Here is a 26088-nt window from a genome sequence, read left to right as displayed (position 1 = left end):
AAGAAAGACTCCAATGGTGGTTTAATCCACCTTGGATCTTAAATATAAAATAATGTTATTTATAAGGAGAGGTATTTTACAATGGCTAAAGAAAAATTTGACCGTTCGAAAACACATGCCAACATTGGTACAATTGGTCACGTTGACCACGGTAAAACAACTTTAACAGCAGCAATCGCTACAGTTCTTTCTAAGCACGGTGGCGGGGAAGCTCAAAGTTATGACAGCGTTGATAACGCACCTGAAGAAAAAGAGCGTGGTATCACAATCAACACGTCTCACATCGAATATGAAACTGAAAAACGTCACTATGCACACGTTGACTGCCCAGGACACGCTGACTATGTTAAAAACATGATCACTGGTGCTGCGCAAATGGACGGAGCTATCTTAGTAGTATCTGCTGCAGATGGTCCAATGCCACAAACTCGTGAGCACATCTTACTTTCACGTAACGTTGGTGTTCCTTCATTAGTAGTATTCTTAAACAAAGTTGACATGGTTGACGACGAAGAATTACTAGAATTAGTTGAAATGGAAGTTCGTGAATTACTTTCAGAATATGATTTCCCTGGTGATGACATCCCTGTAATCGCTGGTTCTGCTCTTAAAGCTCTTGAAGGAGATGCTGAGTACGAAGAGAAAATCATCGAACTTATGAACGCTGTTGACGAGTACATTCCAACTCCAGAACGTGACTCTGACAAACCATTCATGATGCCAGTTGAGGATGTATTCTCAATCACTGGTCGTGGTACAGTTGCTACAGGTCGTGTTGAACGTGGACAAGTTAAAGTCGGCGAAGAAGTTGAAATCATTGGTATCACTGAAGAGTCTAAGAAAACTACAGTTACTGGTGTAGAAATGTTCCGTAAACTTCTTGACTACGCTGAAGCTGGTGACAACATTGGTGCACTTTTACGTGGTGTATCACGTGAAGACATCCAACGTGGACAAGTTTTAGCAGCTCCTGGTTCAATTACACCACACACAAACTTCAAAGCTGAAGTTTATGTTCTTTCAAAAGAAGAAGGTGGACGTCACACTCCATTCTTCACTAACTACCGCCCACAGTTCTACTTCCGTACTACGGATGTAACTGGTGTAGTTAACCTTCCAGAAGGAACTGAAATGGTTATGCCTGGAGACAACGTTGAAATGACAGTAGAACTTATTTCACCAATCGCTATTGAAGACGGTACTCGTTTCTCAATCCGTGAAGGTGGACGTACTGTAGGATCAGGCGTTGTTACTGAAATCTCAAAATAATATTACTTTGAATAAATAAAAGCTGAGATCAATTTGATCTCAGCTTTTTTCTATGTCATAAAAAATCGTTACGTCAGATAAAAAAATACTAACGTAACGATTATTTTTATTTTCTCTTATCAAAATTTACAACTGCTTTTAGCAGTGTTTCAACACCTGTTTTCATTCCTTCTTCATCGATATCAAAGAGTGGGTGATGGTGAGGTGTTGCGGCATTTTTATCAGCATTTCTAACGCCAGTATAGAAGTAGCAACCTGGTTTTTCTTGTATAAAGTAAGAAAAATCTTCGCCGCCCATTGCAGGGCCAACTTCTTCGACGTCTTTAACATAAAATGCATCGTCTCTAACGTTATCTACTACATAATCTAATAAATCATGGTCATTTTTCATGGCTGGATAACCATTTGAAATTTCTAAATCAGCATGTACATTAAAGCTACCACTGATACCAAGGCATATTTGTTCGAGTCTTTGTGCGACATCTTGACGAACTTCTTCTGTAAATGTTCGAATCGTTCCTTTAATTTCAGCCTTACCAGGGATAACGTTGAAGACTGTGCCCGCATTGTATGCCCCAATTGATACTACGGCTGAATCGAGTGGACTGACTGATCTTGAGACAATCGTTTGAATCTGCTGGATTAATGAAGCTGATGCCACAATAGGGTCTTTGGTCACTTGAGGCGTTGCACCATGTCCGCCTAGCCCATTAACTACAATTTTAAATGAGTCTGCATTAGCGTACATTGTATCGTAGTTATATTTTATCGTTCCAACTGGGAATTTTGTTGAAACGTGTGTACCAAATACATAATCAACATTATCTAAGGCACCATCTGCAATCATTGCTTTAGCACCGCCAGGTAGCAGTTCTTCAGCATGTTGATGTAAGAACACAACATTGACAGGCAATTCTTCTTTATGGGCAGATAAAATTTTAGCAATAGTGATCAGCATAGCAGTATGTGCATCGTGACCACATGCATGCATAACACCAGGGGTTTTCGACTTATAAGGTACATCTTTTTCATCATTGATTGGTAAGGCATCGAAGTCAGCTCGTAATGCAACAGTTTCATAGTCATCATTGACTTGTAATCTGGCTACAATACCATTTCCACCGACGTCTCTTCTAATCTCTAGGCCAAGATCTTTTATCTGTTGATATATCCACTCTTTAGTATTGTGTTCTTCAAAAGATACTTCAGGATGTTGGTGCATATATCTACGAAGTTCTACCATCGATTCGTAATTTTCATCTATAAGTTGTTTTATATCCATTATCGAGACTCCTTCTCAAAATAAGTAAATACTGACTGCAGCATGACATTAACTGCATTAATCATGCCACTTTCATCGATATCAAAATGTGCAGTATGGTGAGGGAAATCAGCTTTAAAATTTGAATTTCTCACACCTGTATAGAAAAAGGTTCCCGGTACTTTTTGTAGATAATAAGAAAAATCTTCTCCACCTAAATCTGGTTCTAGTCTAAGTGTTTCATCTACGGTACTAATTTTTGCTGCACTTTCAACGACTATATCTGTCATGGCGTCATCATTAATGACCGGAGGGTAGCCTCTCATATAATCGAGGTCGTAAGTTACCCCAGTCATCCGCGAAAGTCCATCGAGTGTACTGTTTAATTCTTTAATCATTAGACTCTGCATGTCTTGATTGAAAGTACGAATCGTACCACCGATTGTGACTTCATCAGGAATAACATTATGTTGCGTACCAGCATTAAACATAGTAATTGATAAAACGACCGAATCCATTGCATCTGAGCGCCTAGTCACAGCGTATTGAAGTTGATTGCATAATGAAATACCTGCTGCTACTGGATCAATTGTATGGTGTGGTCGTGAGGCATGTCCACCCTGACCTTTTAACTTGATTGTAAAGTCATCAGGTATGCCTGTTGCTGTACCGTATTTATAACCAATTTTACCGACATCTAAAGAAGTTGAGACATGTGTGCCAAATATCGCATCCACTCCATCTAGAGCGCCGTCTGCAATCATTTGAATCGCACCACCAGGGTCAACCTCTTCAGCGTGTTGATGGATAAAGACCACATTTCCTTTTAATTCATCTTTCATGCCACTCAAGATGCGTGCAGCACTTAAAACAATAGCGGTATGCGCATCGTGTCCACATGCATGCATAACTCCTGGAACAGTAGATTTATAAGGTGTATCCTTTAAATCTTGGATAGGTAAAGCATCAAAATCAGCTCTTAATGCAACTGTAGGTAGATTTTCATCGATAATTAATTTGCCGACAACACCGCGTCCTCCAACACCCTCAGTCACATCGATATTTAAATTTCTTAAATAATCTGCGATGTAGGCAGGTGTATGAACTTCTTTGAAGGATAGTTCTGGATACATATGTAAGTGACGGCGAATTTGAACCATGTCATTAAATTGATCTTTTACCAAATCCTCAAGAGATTTTATTTCCATTCAATCACCGACTCTAACTCCAAAATCTTCATGAACATCATGAGTGCACTTTCCATACCATCTTCATCTAAGTCAAACATATCAGTATGATGGGCATGTCTAGTATTTTTGTCTTGATTTCCTGTACCTGTATAGAAAAAGGCACCTGGTTTTTCTAAAATGTAATGAGAGAAATCTTCTCCTATCATTAAAGGATCGGCTTCTTTATATGGGAGGCCGAGTTCGAGGGCAGCTGTTTCAATTACTTTCGCTTCTTCTTCATGGTTAACTACAGCAGGATAGCCGTAGCGGTAATCCATGTCATAGCTTGCACCACGTTTTTTTGTAGTGTATTCGACTTCCTGCTTAAAGATCTCATGAATCTTCTCTTTTACTTCCTGCTTGAAAGTGCGGACAGTCCCTACAATTCTGACGCTATCAGGAATGACATTAAACGCGTCGCCACCTTTTACACTACCAACTGTGACAACTGCATTATCAATAGGTGAAATCTGTCTAGAAACAGCTGTTTGTAGGTTGGTAATTAACTCCGCCGCTATCACAATAGGATCGACTGTAGTATCTGGATAAGCAGCATGTCCACCTGAACCTTTGATGGTGATATAAAACCCATCTGGGCTCGCAATTAAAGCACCAGGACGTGCTTGGATTTCATTCGTATCAAACTGGCTCCAGTAGTGCTGGCCGTAAACTTTGTCTACACCATTTAAAGCACCATCTTCGGTCATGGCTTTAGCGCCACCAGGTTGTTCTTCTTCACCGTACTGGAAGATGAATGACACAGTACCTTTTAAATTCGCTTTATTAGCCACTACAGTGTCAACAAGACCAAGAAGGGTACTTGTATGCCCATCGTGGCCACAAGCGTGCATGACGCCAGGATTTTGCGATTTATAAGCAACTTCTTTTTGGTCTTCAATCGGTAGTGCATCAAAGTCGGCACGAATTGCGATATGTGGGTGGCCTTCACCGATGGAAGCGATGATACCAACACCTTCATTTTCTTTGTTTGCCCCGACATTTTCACGAATATGTAAATCAGGATATTTTGAAAGATGATTTAAGATGAATTTATACGTTTCTTTTTCCTTAAAGGATAATTCTGGGTGCATGTGCATATGTCTGCGATTATCGATCATCTCAGGAAGTTTAGCTGAGGCTATATCTTTAATGCTCATGGTTTTACCTCCATATTGTTTTTAATTAATATTATCAGAACATCAACCATATTTAAACAAATTGACTTCAAAAATTAGAAAATTAGGACTATATAAATATTGAGCTATCGCTAAAGGAAAACGCTTAAATATGCTAGAATACAAGTAAGGAGGGGACGTAAATGTCATTAAAATTAGAACAGTATTTAACAGAAAACTTGAACTATTTAAAGGATAACGGTCTCTATAATGTTATTGATACGGTGGAAGGTGCTAACGGTCCAGAAATTAAGATTGACGGACAAACATTGATTAACTTATCTTCTAACAACTATCTAGGTCTAGCGACGAATGAAGAGCTAAAAGAAGCAGCTATTTCGGCGATAAAAACTCATGGTGTTGGTGCAGGTGCTGTACGTACAATTAACGGAACGCTTGATTTACATGTTGAGCTAGAAAATACTTTAGCTGAATTTAAAGGTACAGAAGCAGCTGTTGCTTTCCAGTCAGGATTTAACTGTAATATGGCAGCAATTCAAGCTGTGATGAATAAAGAAGATGCTATTTTATCAGATGAGTTAAACCATGCATCTATTATTGATGGTTGCCGTTTATCTCGTGCTAAAATCATCCGTGTTAATCACTCGGATATGGACGATTTAAGAGCTAAGGCAAAAGAAGCTGTTGAATCAGGTCTCTATAAGAAAGTGATGTATATTACTGACGGTGTATTCTCAATGGACGGAGATGTTGCAAAACTTCCTGAAATAGTTGAGATTGCCAAAGAGTTTGATCTTATCACTTATGTCGATGATGCACATGGTTCTGGTGTAATGGGGAATGGTGCTGGAACAGTTAAGCATTTCGGACTTGAAAAAGAAATTGATTTACAGATGGGAACACTATCTAAAGCAATTGGTGTTGTCGGTGGATACGTTGCAGGTTCACAAGATTTAATTGACTACTTGAAAGTTGCAGCACGTCCATTCTTATTCTCAACTTCTCTAACGCCAGGAGACACTAAAGCGATTAATGAAGCAGTTAAAATGTTGATGGCATCAACAGAATTACACGATAAATTATGGGAAAATGGAGATTACCTGAAAAAAGGACTTAAAGATTTAGGTTTTGACATTGGTAATTCAGAAACGCCTATTACGCCTTGTATTATCGGGGATGAGAAAAAGGCACAAGAATTTTCTAAACGACTTAAAGAAGAGGGCGTATACGCTAAATCTATCGTCTTCCCAACAGTACCTAGAGGAACAGGGCGCGTGAGAAACATGCCAACTGCTGCTCATACTAAAGAAATGCTTGATAGAGCCTTAGAAATTTACGGTAAAGTTGGCCGTGAACTAGGTGTCATTAAATAAACTAAATTTACGGAAATTAAGGGGAAAGACAATGAAACGTATTATAGTAACAGGGGCTCTTGGCCAAATTGGAACTGAATTAACACTTAAATTAAGAGAACTCTATGGAGAAGACAATGTGCTTCCAACAGATATCAAAGAACCGGTAGATTCACCACTTGAGGGTAAACCTTTTGAAATATTAGATGTGACGGATTACGAAGAAATGGTACGTATCTGTAAAGAATTTAATGGAGATACCATGATGCACTTAGCAGCTTTATTAAGTGCAACTTGTGAGAAAGATCCACAGCTTGCTTGGAACATCAATATGGGAGGTCTCGTTAATGCTTTAGAAACTGCACGTACTTTGAACTTGCAATTTTTCACACCAAGTTCCATTGGATCTTTTGGACCTTCTACACCAAAAGATAATACACCTCAAACTACTATACAGCGTCCTGTGACAATGTATGGGGTGAACAAAGTATCAGGAGAATTATTATGTAACTACTACTTTGAAAAATTTGGAGTAGATACAAGAGGTGTACGTTTTCCTGGCCTAATTTCACACGTTAGAGAACCAGGTGGAGGTACGACAGATTATGCAGTTGAAATTTTCTTTGAGGCTGTTAAAAATGGTAAATACGCATCCTTCATCGATAAGGGAACATTCATGGACATGATGTACATGGATGATGCAATCCAGGCAATTATTGACCTAATGGAGGCAGATGCTAGTAAACTAGAAGATAGAAATGCCTTTAATGTTACCAAGATGAGCTTCGATCCAGAAATGGTTGCGGAATCTATTCGTCGTCACTATCCGGAATTTGAGTTGACTTATGATGTTGATCCAGTTCGTCAAGGAATTGCAGAAAATTGGCCAAATAGCATCGATGCCAGTGAAGCTAAGCGTCAGTGGGGCTTTGATGCAAAATTTGATTTAGATAAAATGACAGATACAATGATAGAAGCGATTAAGAAAAAACTCTAGATAGGACAGTGGTCCTATCTAGTCATGGAGGGTAACGGATGAGCCGTGTAATTTTATATGACAAGGATGGGACCCTGTTAAATTTTCAAAAACTCTGGACGCCTTATGCAAGAAAGAGTATAGACTCCTTCGTGGAACGTTTTGATATGGAGAATGTCAGAGAAGCACTTAGCCGTGATCTGGGTTACGTTGATGGTGTAATTCAAGCAAACTCGACGATTGCTGCTGGTACTGGTAGTCAGATCCATCAAGTCTTTGAATCCTATCATGAGGGTGGAGGGCAATGGGCAAAAGATTTCTATGAAGAAAATATAGACTTGTTATATCAAGATATGGCCCTAATTGATGGTGCGCGAGAGGTTCTAGTAAAAGGTATGAATAAGGGTTACAAAAATGTAATTGTGACGAGCGACAGCCGTGACTCAACTATGAGATTCATAGAAAAATTTCAGTTAGATGAATACATATATGATGTCATTTGTGGCGATGATAACGATTTTAAAAAACCTGATTATCGAGTCGTTAAATCATTTATAGATTCTCACGATTTTGAACTTAGTGACTATGTCATGATTGGTGATAATGAAGCGGATACCCTGCTTGGTTATGATGAAGGACTGTTCACAATTGGTGTCTTAAGTGGAACATGTAGTAAGGAACACTTAAAAGGAGCCGATATGGTTATTGAAAGTGTTGAAGATCTATTTGACCAAGAGGGGAACTTTATTTTAGATGCATGAAAAATATATGGCTGAAGCAATAATTGAAGCGAACAAAGCCGCGCAACTAGGCGAAGTCCCTATTGGTGCGGTAATTGTTAAAGACGATAAAATTATTAGCCGTGCACATAATTTAAGAGAAACAAGTCAAAATCCAATTACACATGCTGAAGTATTAGCAATTGCTTCTGCATCCGAAGCACTCAATTCTTTTCGCTTAGAAGACTGTACGTTATATGTGACTTTAGAACCCTGTGTGATGTGTTCTGGTGCAATTGTTATGGCAAGAATACCAACAGTGGTATATGGTGCAAAAGACCCTAAAGGTGGTACTGTAGACAGTTTAATGGGTCTGCTTGATGAACCTAAGTTCAATCACCGAGCGAATGTCATCAGCGGTATTTTAGAGACAGAGTGCAGTACAATGTTAAAAGATTTTTTTAAATCTTTAAGAGCAAAGAAAAAAGAGAAAAAGAATGAACTTTAACATAAAAAATAAGCGCAGCCCTTCCAATTTCTATGTGATAGCTTGGAAGGGCTGCGCTTTATTTTGTTTTTATTTCTGGTATTTTAATCTTGAAAATGCATCATGTTGGTGAATACTTTCTTCATTACGACACTCTAATTCAAAGCCTTTCACCCATGGGAGTTCGACTAAATCATAAGCAACTAAGCGAATGAGGTCTTCAACAAAACGAGGGTTCTCATAAGCGCGCTCTGTCACCATTTTCTCGTCAGTACGTTTTAAAATGGGGTAAAGTTGACTTGAAGCATTAATTTCTAGAATTTCATATAGATCTTCTTTATAAGTGCTTGGTAATTCTACAGAATCATCAATATCGATCATCACTTTAACATTACCGCGTTGGTTGTGTGCGCTATACTCAGAGATTTCTTTAGAGCAAGGGCACAGTGTTGTTACTTGTGCAGTCATACCGAACTGTTTACGAGTGAATTTATCACCATTGTGACTCGCTGAGTAAATAACATCCGCATGTGCAAGGGCGTCAATATTAGTACCAGGAGATGGCTTATTGAAGAACCATTTACCCGAAACTGTCAGTTTTGCATTGTCTTGTTTCATGCGTTCGCGTAAATGTTTTAATAACTGTTCTAAAGTTTCAAAGTTTAAAGGAACACCTGAGTGATTCACCGTTTCTAGTGATTCGATGAGACGGCTCATGTTGATTCCTTTTTCATCTTTTCTTAAGCTTGTGGCAAGTTCGAAGTTTCCTACTGATTGAAAGTCACCAATAACGACAGGGTAATTTAAGTTATTGATTCCAACTGAGTCCACTTCAAACAGGAAGTCCTTACGTGAGTTTTGTAAGTCTGCCATATCTTCTTTATTCTTTGGTTTAGTTCCTTCGATTGGATCCACTGAACCAAAGTGTTTAAAACGACCTTCTCGCGTCGTCAAGTCAAATTCTTCCATAACAATGCTCCTTATTCTATATCATAACTGTAAAAGTTCTCGTACTGCATCCATCTTGTACGTGCTTCGTCACCTTCATGTGTGTCTGAAGCGAGATCTTCTAACAGTTTGCCTGTTTGTGATCGATGTGCAGCCATGACCTTCATTTTACGTTCGGTATAACCTTCGATATCGATAACGATATCGGGTTGACCAAGGTCATCAAATGTACGGTTATCAAAAGCGACTAACTGTAATTTGGGGCGTTTGTCTTTTGGCATATCTTTTAAGGCGTCTATTACAGCATCTGCTGTTGCTTCGTGATCTGGATGCACTGAATAACCAGGATAGAAAGTGATAATTCTTGATGGTGAGAGTTCACTAATCATGTCCTCGATTACACCTTTTAATTTGCCATGTTCTTCGAATTCGAGCGTTTTATCTCTAAAGCCTAGAAGCCTTAAATCTGTAACACCCATAATTAATGCAGACTCTTCAACTTCTTTTTTCCTAACTGTATGCAGTGATTCTCTCGTTGCAAATGGAGGATAGCCTAAGTTACGTCCCATATCACCGAAGGTTAAACAAGCGTAAGTGACAGGCACCCCTGCATCAACATATTTCATAATCGTGCCACTGACACCAAAGGCTTCGTCATCTGGGTGTGGAAAGACGACAAGCACGTGATTCTCATTTGAAAAATCCATTTGTTTGCCTCCTATTTTGTGAATGGTTTAGTTGAAATTTCAAGTGCAGATGCAAGTTTACCTTCAGCATTAATTCCGTGCATGATAAACTCCCCATCTTCATTAACGACATAATGGGTAAGGCCTAAAACGTAAATCCAACCTCCATTATTCAATTTTAAACCGACACGGTGTTCTTTTGAACGGTTACCGCCTCGGATTGTCCCTTGAATATATTCAACTTGGATATTACGTAAGAAAGTACCTGCATTAAATATGCTTTGATCCAGGTGGTTTGCATACATACCACTTGTGATTTCAACGTGTAAGAAGACAGGTGTATTTTCGTAGCTGCTTAGTATTTCTTGTACCTCGCTTTTAACAATCTTCTTCATTTCCATGTATAGAAAACTCCTAAATTTTAATAATAGAATTAAAAAGAGATAGCAAGCTATCTCTTTCAATTAGTTCTTAATTAGTTCAATACTTTGTCGAGAACTTCAATTTTCTCAACAGAGTTGTATGCACCGTGTCTGACAACGCCAACATGTTCGTTCATCTTCCAACCGTTCTTAATAGCAGAAGTAACGAATGCTTTAGCATCTTGTACAGCTTCTAATGGAGATTTGCCATTTGCAAGGTTGGCAGCTGTTGCTGCTGCAAAAGTACAACCCGCGCCGTGATTATATGATGAATCGAATTTTGGTGATTCTAACAAATGCATTTCTTGACCGTCGTAAAAGACATCAATTGCATTATCCCCTTCGATTCCTGTACCACCTTTAACAACCACGTTGTTAGCACCTTTTTGATGGATTAAACGAGCTGCTTCTTTAATTTCTTCAAGTGTGCGTGGTGTTTTAATACCAGCTAGATGACCAGCTTCTACAAGATTAGGTGTAACGACAGTAGCATTCGGTATTAAGTTTTCGATCATTGATTCTACCAGACCGGGATTTAAGACCTCATCATCACCTTTACATACCATAACAGGGTCAACAACGAAGTGTTTAGCATTTGAATTTAGAAATGCTTCTTTTGAAAGTTCTACAACTTCTTCAGAAGGAAGCATACCTGTTTTTATGACATCTGGATTTAGCGATAAAGCTGTTTCCAGTTGATTTTTAACGTCTGCAACCGGAATCGGGCTCACGCGGTGAGACCATGTGTTTGGATCCATTGAAACAACAGTGGTCAAGACACTATAACCATATGTCTCATGTTCCTGAAATGTTTTTAAATCTGCTGCAATTCCAGCACCGCCACTCACATCGGTACCCGCAATTGTTAATGTTTTTGCTAAAGCCATAAATTTTCCCCCTAGTTCTCTTACATAGATATTGTTATTCTACTATAATATGTAGTGTAATTCTAGAGCATTGCTTATGTCGATGTTATAATGGCCATAAGTTGGAAGGTGGTTTTCGTTTATGGAAGACTTAACGTGGCATCATGTATTTTCAGATATTAAAGAGAGACATGATTTTAAAAAGTTACAAGAAACTTTAGAAGATAGATATCAAAATGGTGAAGCTTATCCACCAAGAGAAGAACTATACACTGCATTTGAACTGACACCCTTTAAAGAAATCAAAGTTGTTATTTTAGGACAAGATCCTTACCATGGAGAAAACCAAGCGCATGGCTTAGCTTTTTCTGTCAATGATGGGGTGAAATTGCCACCATCTTTAAGAAATATATATAAAGAACTTGAGAGTGATACAGGTAACGTCAGAAAATCAGGTAGTCTAAAAGACTGGGCACAAGAAGGTGTCTTACTTTTAAACACAGTTCTTTCTGTCGATAAAGGACAAGCAAACTCACATAGAGGACTAGGTTGGGAAATATTCACAGATGATATCATTAAAACTATATCCGAAGAGTTAGAACATGTGGTGTTTATCCTGTGGGGAAAACCAGCACAAGCAAAAATTAAATTAATCGATACGAGTAAACATCATATCATCACGTCAGTGCACCCAAGTCCTTTAAGTGCTTACCGAGGATTTTTCGGCTCAAAACCTTTTACAGAGACTAATCAATACCTAGAATCTAAAGGTATTCGTCCAATCGATTGGAGTGAGAAATAATGAACGATAAAATTATTTCAGAATTAAGAAAAGAACTCGACTTATTAGAATACGGAACGGATCCAGATAAGCATATATACGCAATGCAAAGACTCTTGGCTGTCATAGAAAATGATGAAGAAGGACATAAAGGAGTCCAAAAAACTTTAGTAAAAGAAGAGTCAACTCCCTTGGTGAATTTACAAGAACCAGATAGAACAGGTGGACTTGGCCAAGATATATTTGACTTCTAGAGAGGAAAAACAATGCTCGCTTTTTTAATTATAGGTATTTTAGCTTATCTACTTACTTTCATCTTGAAACCGTACAAAGAACGTATTTCTGAGAGATATGAAAAAGCTTGGTCAAAAAATGTGACCTATATTAGATGGATTTCACTAGCGATCGTTCTTAGTGGACTCATATATACGGAAGGTGCGTCTTTACTTTTAGTCAGTGGATGGTTATTGGTGTTTAGTTTGATTATCTATATGACATCCTTAGGCATGATATATTATAAAAATAGAAAAGCCATATAAGAAAGGGAAATTACTATGAAACTTTTCGTCATTCTCGGTGCAATTAATGCCTTGATTGCAGTTGCATGTGGTGCATTTGGTGCACATGCGCTTGAAGGTCAATTATCTGCACATTATTTAGAAATTTGGGAGACTGCAGTAAGATATCAGTTCTATCATGCACTTGGTCTAATCGCGATTGGTATTCTTATTCAAGTCACAGGCGCACCATTCCTTGCAGCAGCAGGCTGGTTGATGTTAATCGGTATTATTTTCTTTACTGGTTCATTGATGATTTTAGCATTTACAGGTATTTCAATACTCGGTGCAATTACACCAATTGGCGGAGTGATGTTTATCGTCAGCTGGTTACTTGTTATCATTGGAATCGCAAAAGTTTAATTTAATAAAAACCTATTATCTAGAGTCAAAATCTCATTTGAGATTTTGACTCTTTTTTCTTACAAATTTTCTTAAATGGGTTTACAAACACCTATACAGGATATATAGTTATATACATCAGTATATAACCAGTGCACTTATTATCATCAAGTGATGGGGGGAAAGCATTTGGCGAATTTGTTGAACGATAAAAAACCAATCTATGTTCAAATTAAAGATTGGTTAGCCGATCAGATTATAGATGAGACTATAGAAACGCATGACAAAATTCCATCCACCAACGAAATAGTAACCTACTTCAAAGTCAACCACATCACAGTGTCTAAAGGTGTGACTCAATTAGTTGAAGACGGAATACTCTATAAAAAGCGGGGTGTGGGTATGTTTGTTGAAGAAGGTGCGAGAGAAAAACTGTTGAAAGTAAGACGAGAAGAATTTGTAGAGGATTACTTAAAACCAATGTTGGATGAAGCGGAGAAATTAGAGTTAACGAAAGAAGATATCCAGCAACTAATTAATAATAGAGGTGATCAATAGTGAATTTAAATATCGATAAGGTTAGTGTAACGATTAAAAACGAAGAAATTTTAAGTGATATCAATGCGAATTTTACACCAGGAAAAATATATGGTCTCTTGGGTCGAAACGGGGCAGGAAAGACGACTTTAATTTCCTTGATTGCATCATATCGTAAAGTGGACCAAGGTAGTATCACTTTAGATGGTAAAACGATTTATGAAAACGATGAAATGATGCAGCATGTTAATTTTATCTACAATACAAAAGAAGCATCAACAGAGACGGATCAAGTAAAAGAGTATGTAGAAAGTCATGCCATGTTTAGAAATGATTTTGATCAGGACTATGCGTATGAACTTTTAAAGAAATTCAAAATTGATGACAGTAAATCTTTTAATGACTTATCTCAAGGACAGCAAGCTGCAGTTAATGCCACTTTAGGTCTTGCTTCATTATCTAAAGTTACTATTTTTGATGAAGTGACAAACGGCATGGATGCACCAACTAGAGAACTGTTTTACGAAGAAGTGCTAGAGACAGAGGATAGAGAAAATCGAATCATTATTCTTTCTACTCATATCATTTCTGAAATGGAACACCTATTTGATGAAATCATCATGATACATGAAGGAAAAGTATTGCTTCAAGAAACGACAAATGAGCTATTAGAAAAAGGCTTTACAGTAGCAGGTAAGGCGGAGAAAGTCAGGGACTTCACGCTTAACAAAAATGTAATCAAAGTGAAGTTTTTAGGTGCCTTACAAATAGATACAGTCATCGGCTATTTGGGCCCAGAAGAGTTAGAGTTCGCTGAAGATCAACACTTGGATATTTCACGTTTGGCTCTCCAAGAGTTATTCATTAGCCTTACAAATGATGAAAATGGGAGGGATTAGTTGCTTAATTTGAAGAAAAAAAGAATGGTATCTTATCTCCTTTGGATATTTTTATATGTGCTACTCATGACGATTGTCATCAGTTCAATTATTTATCTCTTAGACGGTATGGGAGAGATATACTATCAAGCACAATTTTCATCATTGTGCATTGGCATGCTTGTCTTTGGCATTATGGCATTTATGGTGTTAAAACGACACGTGTCATACGGTAAATCCAGACGTACATTTTTTAAAGAAAGCACAGGTACGACCCTATTTTTTTCTATTTACTCTATCATTATCATTCACTTGTTTGCTTGGATACTAAATATGGTTTTAGACAAACAGACACAAATAATATTGGAAGGCGCACTATTTGATTATATCTTATACAGCTTAACTGGACTGTTAGCAGCCATATTATTTTACTATATCGGACAGATAATATATTTCGCATTTAACAGACATCCCTTACTAGGCATTTTTGTATGTCTCTTAGTGTCCGGTCTTGGAATTTATTTTATAAATCTTGAATATTTTATAGCGCTAACTCATATGGAATTGAGTCAACCTATTTTGTTACTGACATTCCAGCTTATTGCTGTCTTTTTACTTGGAATGCTAGTGAGGAATTTACTAATAAATGGAGCGATAAGAATTTAAAAGGAGGAGAGCAATGAAGACTAAATTTAATGCGACAACCCAGTCATTGACCTTTATACTGTCAATGTTCACACTAACATTTTTAGGCATACTACTAATTATTCATATAATATTAACTTTTGTAGATGACCCAACTTCTACTTTTTTAGGGGTGGGCGTGAGAACAGCACGCATCTATTTTGTGGTCGTTGGGATTAGGACAGTACTCGGTTTTCTTGAGTGGGCGATAAACAAAGGAGTTTCTAGAAAGACATTTTTTAAATCGATAATGACTTCGGCCTTGTTAACGACAATTGTTCTAGTGATTGTGTTAGCTATCATTAGCTTTATACTATCATTTACACCATTAGCAGGTGATTATTTAATAGAAGAAGAAATTAAAGGCTTATCGGTTTTTGGTAACATTCTCTTCGTCTTGTTACAAAGTCCCTTGTTCTTTGTTACAGGTTCTCTAATTGGCGCTGCTTTTAATAAAAATTTCAGCTTAGGAATGACGTCAATACTTTCAGGTTTTATCATCATCGTAGCCTTGATATTTAGTGAGAGCATGATGAATTATTTAGTTAGCTTAGGCACTATTTGGGTCTACCTCGGTCATTTAGTAGTTGTTGTTATGACCTTGATTTATACTTGGATTTTATGGAGATTACTAAAAGATATGCCCGTAAAAGTAAAATAAGACGATTTAAAATACCTCTCGGACTTGTCTCCGAGAGGTATTTTTTAGTTAACTAGGGACCAAAAATTATTGGCTGCTGTTGATAGTGGTATATTTTTAAGTTTTAAAAACACAGGTTCAACAGTCACATTTAACTGGGGAAGCTTGTAAATTTTTAGATGCTCAGTATCTAAAGATTTATTATTCATACCTGGAATAATAGAAATACCAAGTTCGTGACTGACTAAGGATACAAGTATCGGTAGATCCTTACATTCCATCACGATGTTAGGCTTAATCCCACGACGAGCAAAAGACTTTAAAAGGTCGTTTCTAAAGGTGTAATCCTTCATGGCACCAAGCATGATAAAAGGAAGATGAACAAGATCTTTTAACTCTGGCTCATTGGGTAAGTCATTGGCCCAAGATTCAGGTGTAATTAAAATATTAGGTTCACTGTCTAAAACTTTGACATCATAATCATCTGTAAACGAAGGTCGCATGACAATGGCAATGTCTATTTCTTTTTCTTTTAGTTTGTCGACTAAGCTTTCAGAGTCACCAGAATGTATAAGTATTTTAACTTCTGGATACTGTGAGCGAAAGTTTTGAAGATAATCAATCAATAGATTGTAACAAGAGGAGGACACTCCGATTTCAATGGTTCCCCCTTGTCCAACTTCAAGTTCATGAATTCTCTTTTTCAGCTGATCGGTTTGACCAACAATCTGGTTAGCATAATCATATAGAAGTAATCCTGCTTCTGTGACCTCCCATTTCTGGCGGTAGCGGTGAATGAGTGTAGTTTCCAGCTCATCTTCTAGGCGCTTTAATAATTGACTGAGGGGAGGTTGTGCAATGTGTAATTTTTCAGCTGCTTTAGAAATACTAGCTTCTCTAACAATTTCTCTGTAGTAGTAAAGTTGTCTAAAATCCATAAAGACTCCTTAACATATTGTTTTTGATATGATTTTATTATATTTATATATTATTAATATATCATAATAGTTGGTATAATAGATAGTGGACAAATTTTGAGAGGAGAGATAGTCATAGCACATATTAATGTTACTGTTAAAAGACTATTCATATATTTATTAGGTTTATTTTTTCTTTCCCTCGGCGTTAGCTTTTCAATTCAAGCAAACATGGGTGTCTCACCTGTGTCTTCACTCGCATATGCATTAACTCTATCTTCAGGAATTTCAATTGGTTTAATGACCGTTGCTGCAAACGTATTATTTATTATTGTTCAAATTATTTTAAGTAAAAGATTAAATGTTAGAGAAGCAATTGTACAATTGATTATTGCCTTTTTATTTGGTGGAATGATGGATTTCACTTTATTTTTAGTAGAACTTTTACCTAATCCTTCGACTATCCTAAGCCAAGGGCTATTTCTTTTAGTCAGTTTATTTTTGGTGGCTCTAGGCTTACTTGGTTACTTCAATGCGAAATTCCCTTTAATGCCATACGATGAACTCACACACGTTATTAGTGACCGCTTTAAAATGGAATTTTCTAAAGCTAAGATCACGAGCGATTTATTAAACGTCATTGTAGCTGCTGGTATTGGTTTAATATTTATTCAATCATTAGGTTCAATTGGTATTGGAACATTTGTTGCAGCTATTTTTGTAGGGAAAATCCTAGGCTGGATGATGAGAAAGTTCCAACCTGCACTTATGGATTTTGTACATCTTGACAAAGATAATATACAAGAATCTGTTGAGAGAACAGTTTTAGAACAAGAAGAACAAGATAAAAAACACGAAGAAAAAGAAGAGGGACGTTCTGTATTAGAATCTTAAAGAAATTTAAGGTTCTTTTTTTAATTACTTTCATTTTGTTCTAAATTATTCTACCATATTGGTCAATGATTATATTAGGCTCGGAGGAAAAACAATGAACCGCATCCCATTTTTTGATAATGCCAGAGCTATTTTAATATTTTTAGTGGTCTTTGGACATATGATTCAACCATTCGCATCCGACTCACATCTAATTAACTCACTGTATGCAATCATCTATATTTTTCACATGCCGATGTTTATCCTATTGGCGGGATTTTTTGCTAAGGGGAGTGGAAAGCCACGCTATATTTTAAAGCTCGCTAAGAATTTGCTCTTACCTTACTTAATCTTTCAACTGCTCTATACAGGTTTGTATTTTATCTTAGGAAGAGAAGAGTGGTATAAAGGAATTTTGCATCCACAGTGGGCAATGTGGTTCTTACTGAGCTTATTTGGATGGCATATTTTGCTCATTCTCTTTAAAAGACTACCAGCAGTGTGGGGTATTTTAATTTCTGTCGCTATAGGGATTTTAGTAGGTTATACCGATCTCATCGGTTATGGACTCAGTATGTCTAGAACCCTAGTATTCTTTCCTTTCTTTTTAGCTGGATATTTCTTAACTAAAGAACACATTCAGTTAATAAAAACAAAAGGTTTAAAAATAGTAGGCTTACTTTTCACTTTAGTTCTGTTTGCCTTTATTTATATAACCATTAACGTGGACGTTACTTTAGATACGGATTGGTTAAGCGGGGCAGTTGCTTATCGTTCCTTAGAAGCAGAAATTAGTGGTGGCCTGATGAGGTTAATCATTTATATCTTGGCTAGTTGTTTGATTGTTGTAATGATTGCTTGGATTCCTTCAAAAGATTATGGATATTTTACGAGACTTGGAGAAAAGACGCTCTATGTTTATCTATTGCATGGCTTTATTATCCAGCCACTGAGAGAATTTGATATTATGTGGTTTGATCAGTGGTATGAATTATCCTACTTCATTATACTTTCAGCTCTGATTGTCTGTGTGCTTTCAAGTAAGCCGGTCGTCAACTTGACTAGACCGCTTGTCGAGATGAAGTGGAAAAAATAAGTAAAATGCATACCTGTTTTATACAAGTATGCACTATAATTCTTCCGCTATAATTGCTTGTCTTAGGGCATTAAGTTCTTGTCTATCCATAGGCTCTAAATGGCCATGAATATAAGTGTCAAAAGGGAATTTATCAACTGTTTCTATATATTGATAAAACTCTTCTGCTCGATAACCACCATCAAGTTCATAAAAATTACCAGAGTCCGCATCACCTGCAAATAATACTTTATCTTCTTCAACAAGAATCACAACGCCATCGTCTGAATGTGGATTGTCTATTGGTGTGATTGAAAGGTGTACATTGCCTAAATCTAAAGTCATTTCACCTTTGTAGACGATGTCAGCTGGAACGACTTGAATTTCTGAAACATCATCGTATTCGACTTGGATATAATCGTGGCAAAACTGACATTCTTTCCCGCTCCTTAAACGCTCTTCCATGGCGTCTTGATTCCATTGCCAGGATGACATTTTTATAAGGGATGCATTCGTTTTTTCATGTGCCATGGTGAGTCCTTTAAAAGCTGTCATACCAAAAGTATGATCCCAATGCCAATGGCTGATTATCGCTAACTTTGGTTCTTCTAAGCCCATTTTTTCTATGTCAGCTAAGACGTTTTGTAAATGTTCAGGAGAGTTTCCAGTGTCTATAAGTACGCTGAAATTTTCTCCTTTGACATAGCCAATATTTGGACGGTCTCTGTCCTTATCAAAAGGCGAGACATAAACATGCTGACTAATTTGATTTAACATATGAAAAACCTCTCTAAAAAACCACTTAACATAAAGTTAGGTGGTTTTAGTTTCTTATTTTTTTCTTTTAGATTTTTTAACAGGGTATGAGCCTGTACGATCTTGATTCGATTTTTTAGAATCTTTGTTAGAGAATTTCTCTATTACTTTATTAAGAACAATCGGTGCTAAGAAAATAGCAGCACGTTTTAATAGACGATTCATAGTATATCCTCCTAAATTTAGATAGTTATATATAACCAATTTTTAAACTGTCAAAACAAGGAAGGAGATATTACTTTATTTAAAGTAGTCTGCTAATCCGTCTGCACTGATTAAGCCGCCGACATAGAAGTCACCAAAAACACCGTAGCGGGCACTTGCTTCATCGAAACGCATTTCGTAAATAATCTTTTTAAATTCGAGCATGTCATCTGACAGTAAAGTGACACCCCACTCGTATTTGTCTAAACCTTGTGAGCCAGAAATGAACTGCTTAATCTTACCGGCATACTGACGACCGATCATACCATGATCTCGCATGAGTTTCTTTCTCTCATCCATTGGTAACATATACCAGTTATCATCGAGATCACGTTTTTTATCCATTGGATAAAAACAAATGTACTTAGATTTTTCGAGAGTCGGGAATAATCGACTTTGAACATGTGGAATTTTGAGCATTTCTTCAGCTGTTTTATTTCCACCGAGATATGAGCTCATTTCAATAATAGAGACGTAGGAATATGTTGGGATTAGGAAATCTCCAATACCTAGCTTACTAATTGCTAGTTCTAAGTTGATTAGCTCTTCTGGAGTATTGCGTAAAAACCAGAATAATAAATCAGCTTTATGGCCCATAATGTTATAAAAAGCATAATCGCCTTCTTTGTTTAAGTGTACTTCTTCTTGTTCTTTTAAGAATGTTTGAAGTTCTTCTAAAAGCGCATCTTTTTCTCCTTCATCTAAGACCTTAAAGGCTGACCAATCTACGCTGTAAAGTAAATGTAAACTGTAATATCCTTCGATAGTACTAACCGCTTCACTCATCTTTGTCTCTCCTTTTTATATCATTAAGTCTATTTTAAGGAGTAGAAAACGTTTTAACAACAGATTATGTTTAAAAGATGTGACAGAACAAGTATAATAATAGTTAAAGTAAAGTCACCGAGGAGGATATAATGAGTAACTTTATCACAAATCTTAAAAATGATTTACAGGGTAAAAGGGTAAAGATTGTATTTCCTGAAGGTATAGACAAGAGGATATTAACAGCAGCTGTTTGGCACTTGAAGGATAGTTATGTTCATCCTATTGTTCTTGGAGACAAAGAGAAAATACAGGAATTAGCAAAAGAAGAAAACTTAAACATTGATAAGCTAGAAATTATAGATCCTTCTAATTCAGATATGGCTGAGTCACTTGCCGAAGAGTTTAAAAAGGTGAGAGATGGTAAGGTGACAGGTGAACAAGCCGAGGAGATTATTTCTAATAACGTCAACTATTTCGGTACGATGTTAGTACATACAGGCTATGCTTCTGGTCTAGTGTCTGGGGCAATGCATTCTACACCTGATACTGTCAGACCAGCACTACAAATTATTAAGACCAAAGAAGGCGTCTCAAAAACGAGTGGAATCTTCTTTATGCGTAGAGATAGTGAATTATACGTAATGGGTGACTGTGCAATTAACCCAAGTTTAAATGCTGAGGAATTAGCTGAAGTGGCAGTAGAAACTGCTAAGACTACTCAAAGTTTTGGCATAGAGCCGAGAGTTGCTTTACTGAGCTTTTCTTCGAAAGGATCAGCGAAGACGGAAGAAGCTGAAAAAATTAGATTGGCAACTGAATATGCACAAAATAAATTACCTGAAGTTATGATTGATGGAGAATTGCAGTTTGATGCTGCGTTTGTGCCGAGTGTCGCAGAGAAAAAATCTCCTAAATCACCATTAAAAGGTCAAGCGAACGTCTTTATTTTCCCATCTTTAGATGCAGGTAATATTGGTTATAAGATTGCTCAGAGACTAGGTGGTTTTGAAGCATATGGACCTATTTTACAAGGGCTTAGAAAGCCAGTGAATGATCTATCAAGAGGCACAACGACTGAAGAAGTTTATAATCTCGCGCTCTTTACAGCAACTCAAGTAGTAGCAAATAGAGAGGCACAAAATGATGACTGAGTCATATTTTAATGGAAAAACGGTTGAAGTGATTGACAGATACCAGTTTTCCCATCCTTTTGAATCATTTGCTTTTGATGATTATCTTCAACATCAGATTTCCAATGATCACACACCAAAAATTAGATTTTGGGTACATGATCCTTTTGTCATCCTAGGTTTACAAGATGCGAGACTTCCTAAGCTCGGATATGGCTTAGATTTTTTAGATGATAGTGGTTATGAGTTTATCGTTAGAAATAGTGGTGGTCTTGGTGTTGTTTTAGATGAAGGTGTCTTAAATATCTCCTTGATTCTGGATAAAGCAGATTTTCACTATATAGAAAATGGCTATGATATAATGTATGAATTGATTTCTCAGATGTTTTCTGAAGATGAAGTCAAGGCGTATGAAATCATCGATAGTTATTGTCCTGGAAGTTATGATTTGAGCATTGATGGTAAAAAATTTGCAGGTATATCCCAAAGACGCATCAAGAATGGCGTTGCTGTGCAGATTTATTTGTCTGTCACAGGAAGCGGGGCGGATCGTGCAAAACTTATGAAAGACTTTTACTATCATGCTGAGGCAAACACACACCAGAAATTTACCTATCCTGATATTAACCCGGCTAATATGGCTTCAATTAACGAATTGTTAAAGATGGATTTAACAATTGATCAAGTAGAAAAAAGAGCTTTAAAAGTACTTGGTGACATGGGTGCAGAACTAAAAGAATATCGGAGTCAAGAAGACGAAACACTTTACGAACAACTTTTGAATAATATTAAAGAGCGGAACAACAAATATCTTGCAGGTCATTAACCAGTATATTCATACTGGTTTTATTTTATTAGGAAAGAAGGAATTGAATGTCAGAGAGTGAATATTCACCGAAGATTTGGACCAAGGAATTTATAGCAATTTTTGCCTTTCATTTTATTTTAATGGGAGCGATGTATTCAACGCTTGTAACCGTTGGTAACTATGCCATCGATAAATATGATATCAATCCAAGTATCGCGGGTTTTACTGCTAGTATTTTTATTGTTGGAGTACTCGTAGGTAGGGGTGTGACTGGTTATCAAATTAATCATCTAGGTGCTCGTAATATCATGATGATAGGGACTCTCTTATATTTTCTTACATATAGTCTGTATTTCTTAGATTTTGGCTTGACCTTCTTATTAGCTACAAGACTTTTAAATGGTTTTGCTACAGGAATTATTTCAACCGCCTTAAACACTCTAGCAACAATATCTGTACCCTTAGAAAAACGAGGAGAAGGAATCAGTTACTTTAGTTTAAGTATGGTCGTGGCAAGTGCGGTGGGTCCATTTATCGCCTTCTTATTACTCGAGGTCATTAGCTTTGAAACCATGTTAATTTACGTTGGTATCTTAATGCTACTTGTACTCTTAATGATTCCTTTTATAAAGATTAATAACATCACTAAGGAAACTGCAGTCAAACCAAGTAAGTTTGTTCTAATAGAAAAAAATTCTTTAAGAATGCTGTTGCCAATATTTTTAATGGGACTAAGTTATTCTAGTATCCTGTCCTTTTTAAATACTTATGCGATTGAAATTGATGTAGTGACACAAGCGAGCTTTTTCTTTATTGTGTATGCAGCTGCAGTCTTAGCAACCAGACCGTTTACAGGCCGACTGATTGACCAAAAAGGACCAAACTTAGTAATCTACCCGACCTTTATTTTAATGGCACTTGGTTTTTATCTGCTCGGTAATACGACATCAGGTCTTCTTGTTTTACTTGCTGGTTTTATAATTGGCCTCGGCTTTGGGAATTTCCAATCGGCAGCGCAAATTATTTGTGTCAACGTTGCTCCAAAAGAAAATGTTGGTTTGGCAACATCAACCTACTTTATTATTTTAGAAATTGGACTTGGCTTTGGACCGGTCATCTTAGGTCTATTTATTCCTTTTGTTGGCTATAGTGGTATGTATCTATGGTTAATCGTACCAATTGTAATTGCAGGTCTATCATACTTATTTTTAATCGGTAAAAAAGGGTCAAGAGTGAGTCGATAAAGAACACTTAAGAGTCGGTGAAGACCATTCTCTTATGATATTATGAGGATGTTAAGAAGGAGGCGTCAGTATTTGGAAACGAGCGATTATGGCAAGAAACAACTTGCTGAAGAAAAAGTATTTAAAGATCCAGTTCACCGTTATGTTCATGTTCGTTATCAAGTGATTTGGGACTTGATTAAAACTAAAGAATTTCAAAGACTAAGAAGGATCAAACAACTCGGCACTTTATATCTAGCCTTTCATTCAGCGGAACACTCACGTTTTAACCATTCACTTGGGGTCTACGAAATTGTTCGAAGAATGATTGAAAATTTTAAGGACTATCCCGAATGGAATGAGGATGACAATCTATTAGTGCTGACCGCAGCACTCCTTCATGATTTAGGACACGGTCCTTTCTCGCATAGCTTTGAAGATATCTTCCACACAGATCATGAGGAATATACTAAGAAAATCATTTTAGGACATACTGAAGTGAATGCAGTTTTATCTAAAGTTGCTCCAGATTTTCCTAAACAAGTTGCCGAAGTGATTAATAAAACACACAGCAATAAATTGATTGTTTCTATGATTTCCAGTCAAATAGATGCAGATAGGATGGACTATCTCCAGCGCGATTCTTTTTATACAGGTGTATCTTATGGTAACTTTGATATGGAAAGAATCTTAAGGGTCATGCGTCCTTCAAAAGATGAAGTGCTCATTAAAGAAAGTGGTATGCATGCGGTGGAAGACTATTTAATGAGTCGTTACCAAATGTACTGGCAAGTCTACTTCCATCCAGTTTCTCGGGGCGGCGAGGTATTGTTAAATCTCATACTAAGAAGAGCCAAACACCTCTATAAATCGAACTATAATTTTAAACAAGCACCGACTTATTTCATACCTTTTTTCAATGAAAATGTAATGGTGGAAGATTATCTTCGTTTAGATGAGATGGTAGTCAACTTCTATTTACAGGAATGGGTTTATGAAGAAGATGAAATTCTGAGTGATTTAGCTAGTCGTTTTGTAAATAGGGATCTGTTTAAGTACTTACCTTTTGATGGCTCTATTATTACAATTTCAGAGCTAAATGAACTGTACAAAAGAGCGGGAATTGACCCTGACTATTACGTCTTCTCAGACAGCTATTCAGACCTTCCTTATGATTACGATAAACCGGGTCAAAAGACCAATAGACAGCCAATTCATCTTCTAAAAGCGAATGGCCAAATCAGAGAAATTAGCTCTCAATCTGCCATCATTAATTCAATCACTGGCATGCATAGACTAGGTTCTCGTCTTTACTATCCTAAAGAAAAGATTCTTCAAATAGACAACTTAGAAGTTAAAGCAGAAATCATTAATTTATTAAATGAACTCGATTAGGAGGGTTTATCTTGGCAGAAGAAAAGAAAAAGCCTGGTTTCCAATTTAATATTATAAAAAATGATCCTCTAGATGGTCACCGAGGACAAAACTTTGGTTCGATTAGTCTAGAGAATATCGCACCGATATATATTGATATTAACAGTCACGAAGCACATTTAGATATTGGTGGATTACACGGTAAGGCAGAAGTTGAGAGACGCGTTAAATGGGTTAAGGACACAGAAGAAGTCATTGGAGACGACGCCAAAGAGTACTTCCTAGTATGGATTGCGGTTGAAAGAAAAGAAGTCGGTCCAGTCTACGATGGAGCAGGCGCTTGTTATCTTATGGTAAACAAAGAAAAAAGACGCGGCTATAAGATGATGCACGAGCATGTGAACAGTTTAGATGATGCGATGAAAGGTCGTATTAAACTAGATATTTTAGATCAAGAAAGTAAGAATGCCTTAAGAGAATTTCTTAAAGGTCATAATGAAAGCATGTGGGAGAACTCAACAGAGCTTCAAGAGGCGCTGTCTAAGTAATTTTAAATATGTCTTTTTTATGACATTTAGAAATTACGTTGCACATTTTACTGACTATGGATAAAATAAATAGTAGTTATAGTGATATAACTAGGACACAAGGTGGGACATTTGTCTCACCTTTTTTATTTGCTAAAATTGAAGTGATAATATGTTATAATCTGTAAGATGAAGGTGATATGATGACAGAGAGTAAAACATTGCCATATAAGCTTAGACAGCATGTCAATTTGAATGGTGATAAAACAGATTATGAACAGGATTTAGAAGTCTCAATTATTGAAAAAAATGATGTTTATTTGCGTTACATTGAGGCACTTGATGAACATGAAATAAAGGTTACAGTCCGCTTAGCAAATGATCACGTCAAGCTTCAAAGACGTGGCATCATCAATATGAATTTTCATTTTGAAGAAGGTTTAAAAACTGATACTTTCTATGAATCACCAGCGGGTAAACATCACTTCCAAGTGTACACGCATCGCCTATTACAAAGTGTTGACACACTTATTATTGAATATGATTTATACCAGAGTGGGGAACTCTTAGGCAATTATAAATATAAGTTAGAGAGGGTTTAAA

At 36.8% G+C, this 26088-nt stretch carries 32 protein-coding genes; 21 read left to right on the top strand and 11 right to left on the bottom strand.

Annotated elements, in window-relative coordinates:
• The first annotated feature begins 81 nt into the window (after window positions 1–81).
• Complete coding sequence (tuf, locus tag JEOSCH030_RS03415) at window positions 82–1269, top strand: elongation factor Tu (protein WP_185125216.1); 1188 nt, start codon at window positions 82–84, stop codon at window positions 1267–1269.
• Between the two features lie 106 nt (window positions 1270–1375).
• On the opposite strand, the gene JEOSCH030_RS03410 is transcribed toward tuf, so the two are convergent.
• From JEOSCH030_RS03410 to JEOSCH030_RS03400, 3 genes are read right to left on the bottom strand one after another with little or no spacing between them, the layout of a single operon-like run.
• Window positions 1376–2551 carry a M20 metallopeptidase family protein gene (locus JEOSCH030_RS03410; protein ID WP_185125215.1) on the bottom strand — a complete coding sequence of 392 codons (1176 nt, stop codon included), beginning with the start codon at window positions 2549–2551 and terminating at the stop codon, window positions 1376–1378.
• A complete protein-coding gene (locus tag JEOSCH030_RS03405; RefSeq protein WP_185125214.1) occupies window positions 2551–3738 on the bottom strand; it encodes a M20 metallopeptidase family protein in 1188 nt (395 codons plus the stop codon). Before JEOSCH030_RS03405 ends, JEOSCH030_RS03410 begins: the two co-directional genes overlap by 1 nt.
• Window positions 3729–4916 (bottom strand): amidohydrolase, encoded by a 1188-nt coding sequence (locus JEOSCH030_RS03400; protein ID WP_185125213.1) that lies wholly within the window; start codon window positions 4914–4916, stop codon window positions 3729–3731. The genes JEOSCH030_RS03405 and JEOSCH030_RS03400 overlap by 10 nt, the downstream gene beginning before the upstream one ends.
• Before the next feature lie 161 nt (window positions 4917–5077).
• On the opposite strand from JEOSCH030_RS03400, the gene JEOSCH030_RS03395 reads away from it, so the two are divergent.
• The 4 genes from JEOSCH030_RS03395 to tadA are packed head-to-tail and all read left to right on the top strand — an operon-like array spanning window position 5078 to window position 8450.
• Window positions 5078–6268, top strand: coding sequence for a glycine C-acetyltransferase (locus JEOSCH030_RS03395; protein WP_185125212.1), 1191 nt, complete (start codon window positions 5078–5080; stop codon window positions 6266–6268).
• Window positions 6269–6299: 31 nt separating this feature from the next.
• Window positions 6300–7244, top strand: a complete 945-nt coding sequence (locus JEOSCH030_RS03390; RefSeq protein ID WP_185125211.1) for an NAD-dependent epimerase/dehydratase family protein — start codon at window positions 6300–6302, stop codon at window positions 7242–7244.
• Window positions 7245–7282: 38 nt separating this feature from the next.
• Window positions 7283–7984: an HAD family hydrolase gene (locus JEOSCH030_RS03385; RefSeq protein WP_185125210.1), complete on the top strand. Its 702-nt coding sequence runs from the start codon at window positions 7283–7285 to the stop codon at window positions 7982–7984.
• Window positions 7985–7991: 7 nt separating this feature from the next.
• Entirely contained in the window at window positions 7992–8450 is a 459-nt protein-coding gene (tadA, locus tag JEOSCH030_RS03380; RefSeq protein ID WP_235962210.1) for a tRNA adenosine(34) deaminase TadA, read from the top strand.
• Window positions 8451–8519: 69 nt separating this feature from the next.
• On the opposite strand, the gene folE2 is transcribed toward tadA, so the two are convergent.
• The 4 genes from folE2 to thiD all read right to left on the bottom strand — a co-directional run bounded on the left by folE2 (window position 8520) and on the right by thiD (window position 11372).
• Complete coding sequence (gene folE2, locus JEOSCH030_RS03375; RefSeq protein WP_185125208.1) at window positions 8520–9398, bottom strand: GTP cyclohydrolase FolE2; 879 nt, start codon at window positions 9396–9398, stop codon at window positions 8520–8522.
• Window positions 9399–9409: 11 nt separating this feature from the next.
• On the bottom strand, window positions 9410–10084 hold the full coding sequence (gene bshB2 / locus JEOSCH030_RS03370) for a bacillithiol biosynthesis deacetylase BshB2 (protein WP_185125207.1): 675 nt from the start codon (window positions 10082–10084) through the stop codon (window positions 9410–9412).
• Window positions 10085–10095: 11 nt separating this feature from the next.
• Window positions 10096–10458 (bottom strand): DUF1806 family protein, encoded by a 363-nt coding sequence (locus JEOSCH030_RS03365; RefSeq protein ID WP_185125298.1) that lies wholly within the window; start codon window positions 10456–10458, stop codon window positions 10096–10098.
• 80 nt (window positions 10459–10538) lie between these two features.
• The gene (gene thiD / locus JEOSCH030_RS03360; RefSeq protein ID WP_185125206.1) at window positions 10539–11372 is read right to left on the bottom strand and encodes a bifunctional hydroxymethylpyrimidine kinase/phosphomethylpyrimidine kinase; all 834 of its coding nucleotides are present in this window, start codon (window positions 11370–11372) and stop codon (window positions 10539–10541) included.
• Between the two features lie 121 nt (window positions 11373–11493).
• On the opposite strand from thiD, the gene JEOSCH030_RS03355 reads away from it, so the two are divergent.
• The 8 genes from JEOSCH030_RS03355 to JEOSCH030_RS03320 all read left to right on the top strand — a co-directional run bounded on the left by JEOSCH030_RS03355 (window position 11494) and on the right by JEOSCH030_RS03320 (window position 15791).
• A complete protein-coding gene (locus JEOSCH030_RS03355; protein WP_185125205.1) occupies window positions 11494–12153 on the top strand; it encodes a uracil-DNA glycosylase in 660 nt (219 codons plus the stop codon).
• On the top strand, window positions 12153–12386 hold the full coding sequence (locus tag JEOSCH030_RS03350; protein ID WP_185125204.1) for a hypothetical protein: 234 nt from the start codon (window positions 12153–12155) through the stop codon (window positions 12384–12386). The genes JEOSCH030_RS03355 and JEOSCH030_RS03350 overlap by 1 nt, the downstream gene beginning before the upstream one ends.
• Before the next feature lie 12 nt (window positions 12387–12398).
• Window positions 12399–12671 (top strand): hypothetical protein, encoded by a 273-nt coding sequence (locus JEOSCH030_RS03345; RefSeq protein ID WP_185125203.1) that lies wholly within the window; start codon window positions 12399–12401, stop codon window positions 12669–12671.
• Between the two features lie 15 nt (window positions 12672–12686).
• The gene (locus JEOSCH030_RS03340; RefSeq protein WP_185125202.1) at window positions 12687–13052 is read left to right on the top strand and encodes a DUF423 domain-containing protein; all 366 of its coding nucleotides are present in this window, start codon (window positions 12687–12689) and stop codon (window positions 13050–13052) included.
• A 168-nt stretch (window positions 13053–13220) separates the two neighbouring features.
• Window positions 13221–13589, top strand: a complete 369-nt coding sequence (locus JEOSCH030_RS03335; RefSeq protein ID WP_185125201.1) for a GntR family transcriptional regulator — start codon at window positions 13221–13223, stop codon at window positions 13587–13589.
• Window positions 13589–14467 (top strand): ATP-binding cassette domain-containing protein, encoded by an 879-nt coding sequence (locus JEOSCH030_RS03330; protein ID WP_185125200.1) that lies wholly within the window; start codon window positions 13589–13591, stop codon window positions 14465–14467. The genes JEOSCH030_RS03335 and JEOSCH030_RS03330 overlap by 1 nt, the downstream gene beginning before the upstream one ends.
• A complete protein-coding gene (locus JEOSCH030_RS03325; protein WP_185125199.1) occupies window positions 14468–15112 on the top strand; it encodes a hypothetical protein in 645 nt (214 codons plus the stop codon). It abuts the gene before it with no gap.
• A gap of 13 nt (window positions 15113–15125) precedes the next feature.
• Entirely contained in the window at window positions 15126–15791 is a 666-nt protein-coding gene (locus tag JEOSCH030_RS03320) for a hypothetical protein (RefSeq protein ID WP_185125198.1), read from the top strand.
• Between the two features lie 44 nt (window positions 15792–15835).
• Here the strand turns inward: JEOSCH030_RS03320 and JEOSCH030_RS03315 are convergent, their stop codons facing one another.
• A complete protein-coding gene (locus JEOSCH030_RS03315; RefSeq protein WP_185125197.1) occupies window positions 15836–16708 on the bottom strand; it encodes a LysR family transcriptional regulator in 873 nt (290 codons plus the stop codon).
• A gap of 114 nt (window positions 16709–16822) precedes the next feature.
• On the opposite strand from JEOSCH030_RS03315, the gene JEOSCH030_RS03310 reads away from it, so the two are divergent.
• Window positions 16823–17581, top strand: coding sequence for a YczE/YyaS/YitT family protein (locus JEOSCH030_RS03310; RefSeq protein WP_235962214.1), 759 nt, complete (start codon window positions 16823–16825; stop codon window positions 17579–17581).
• A 94-nt stretch (window positions 17582–17675) separates the two neighbouring features.
• Window positions 17676–18656, top strand: a complete 981-nt coding sequence (locus JEOSCH030_RS03305) for an acyltransferase family protein (protein ID WP_185125196.1) — start codon at window positions 17676–17678, stop codon at window positions 18654–18656.
• Window positions 18657–18689: 33 nt separating this feature from the next.
• On the opposite strand, the gene JEOSCH030_RS03300 is transcribed toward JEOSCH030_RS03305, so the two are convergent.
• From JEOSCH030_RS03300 to hemQ, 3 genes are all read right to left on the bottom strand, one after another.
• The gene (locus tag JEOSCH030_RS03300; protein WP_185125195.1) at window positions 18690–19412 is read right to left on the bottom strand and encodes an MBL fold metallo-hydrolase; all 723 of its coding nucleotides are present in this window, start codon (window positions 19410–19412) and stop codon (window positions 18690–18692) included.
• 54 nt (window positions 19413–19466) lie between these two features.
• Entirely contained in the window at window positions 19467–19616 is a 150-nt protein-coding gene (locus JEOSCH030_RS03295; RefSeq protein ID WP_185125194.1) for a hypothetical protein, read from the bottom strand.
• A 75-nt stretch (window positions 19617–19691) separates the two neighbouring features.
• A complete protein-coding gene (hemQ, locus tag JEOSCH030_RS03290) occupies window positions 19692–20441 on the bottom strand; it encodes a hydrogen peroxide-dependent heme synthase (RefSeq protein ID WP_185125193.1) in 750 nt (249 codons plus the stop codon).
• Between the two features lie 131 nt (window positions 20442–20572).
• Here hemQ and pta point away from each other — a divergent pair, with 131 nt between their 5' ends.
• From pta to JEOSCH030_RS03260, 6 genes are all read left to right on the top strand, one after another.
• Window positions 20573–21574 (top strand): phosphate acetyltransferase, encoded by a 1002-nt coding sequence (gene pta / locus JEOSCH030_RS03285; protein WP_185125192.1) that lies wholly within the window; start codon window positions 20573–20575, stop codon window positions 21572–21574.
• Window positions 21567–22379 carry a lipoate--protein ligase family protein gene (locus tag JEOSCH030_RS03280; protein WP_185125297.1) on the top strand — a complete coding sequence of 271 codons (813 nt, stop codon included), beginning with the start codon at window positions 21567–21569 and terminating at the stop codon, window positions 22377–22379. The genes pta and JEOSCH030_RS03280 overlap by 8 nt, the downstream gene beginning before the upstream one ends.
• 47 nt (window positions 22380–22426) lie before the next feature.
• Entirely contained in the window at window positions 22427–23605 is a 1179-nt protein-coding gene (locus JEOSCH030_RS03275; RefSeq protein ID WP_185125191.1) for an MFS transporter, read from the top strand.
• A 72-nt stretch (window positions 23606–23677) separates the two neighbouring features.
• Complete coding sequence (locus tag JEOSCH030_RS03270) at window positions 23678–24979, top strand: HD domain-containing protein (RefSeq protein ID WP_235962209.1); 1302 nt, start codon at window positions 23678–23680, stop codon at window positions 24977–24979.
• 11 nt (window positions 24980–24990) lie between these two features.
• The gene (locus tag JEOSCH030_RS03265; protein WP_185125189.1) at window positions 24991–25506 is read left to right on the top strand and encodes a YwhD family protein; all 516 of its coding nucleotides are present in this window, start codon (window positions 24991–24993) and stop codon (window positions 25504–25506) included.
• A gap of 182 nt (window positions 25507–25688) precedes the next feature.
• Window positions 25689–26087 (top strand): DUF1934 domain-containing protein, encoded by a 399-nt coding sequence (locus JEOSCH030_RS03260; protein WP_185125188.1) that lies wholly within the window; start codon window positions 25689–25691, stop codon window positions 26085–26087.
• Window position 26088: the final 1 nt, after the last annotated feature.

Origin of the sequence: Jeotgalicoccus meleagridis, assembly GCF_903994045.1 — a bacterium.
GTDB lineage: Bacteria > Bacillota > Bacilli > Staphylococcales > Salinicoccaceae > Jeotgalicoccus > Jeotgalicoccus meleagridis.
The sequence above is the reverse complement of the archived record's forward strand: the minus strand, read 5'-3'. Positions and strand labels throughout refer to the sequence as shown.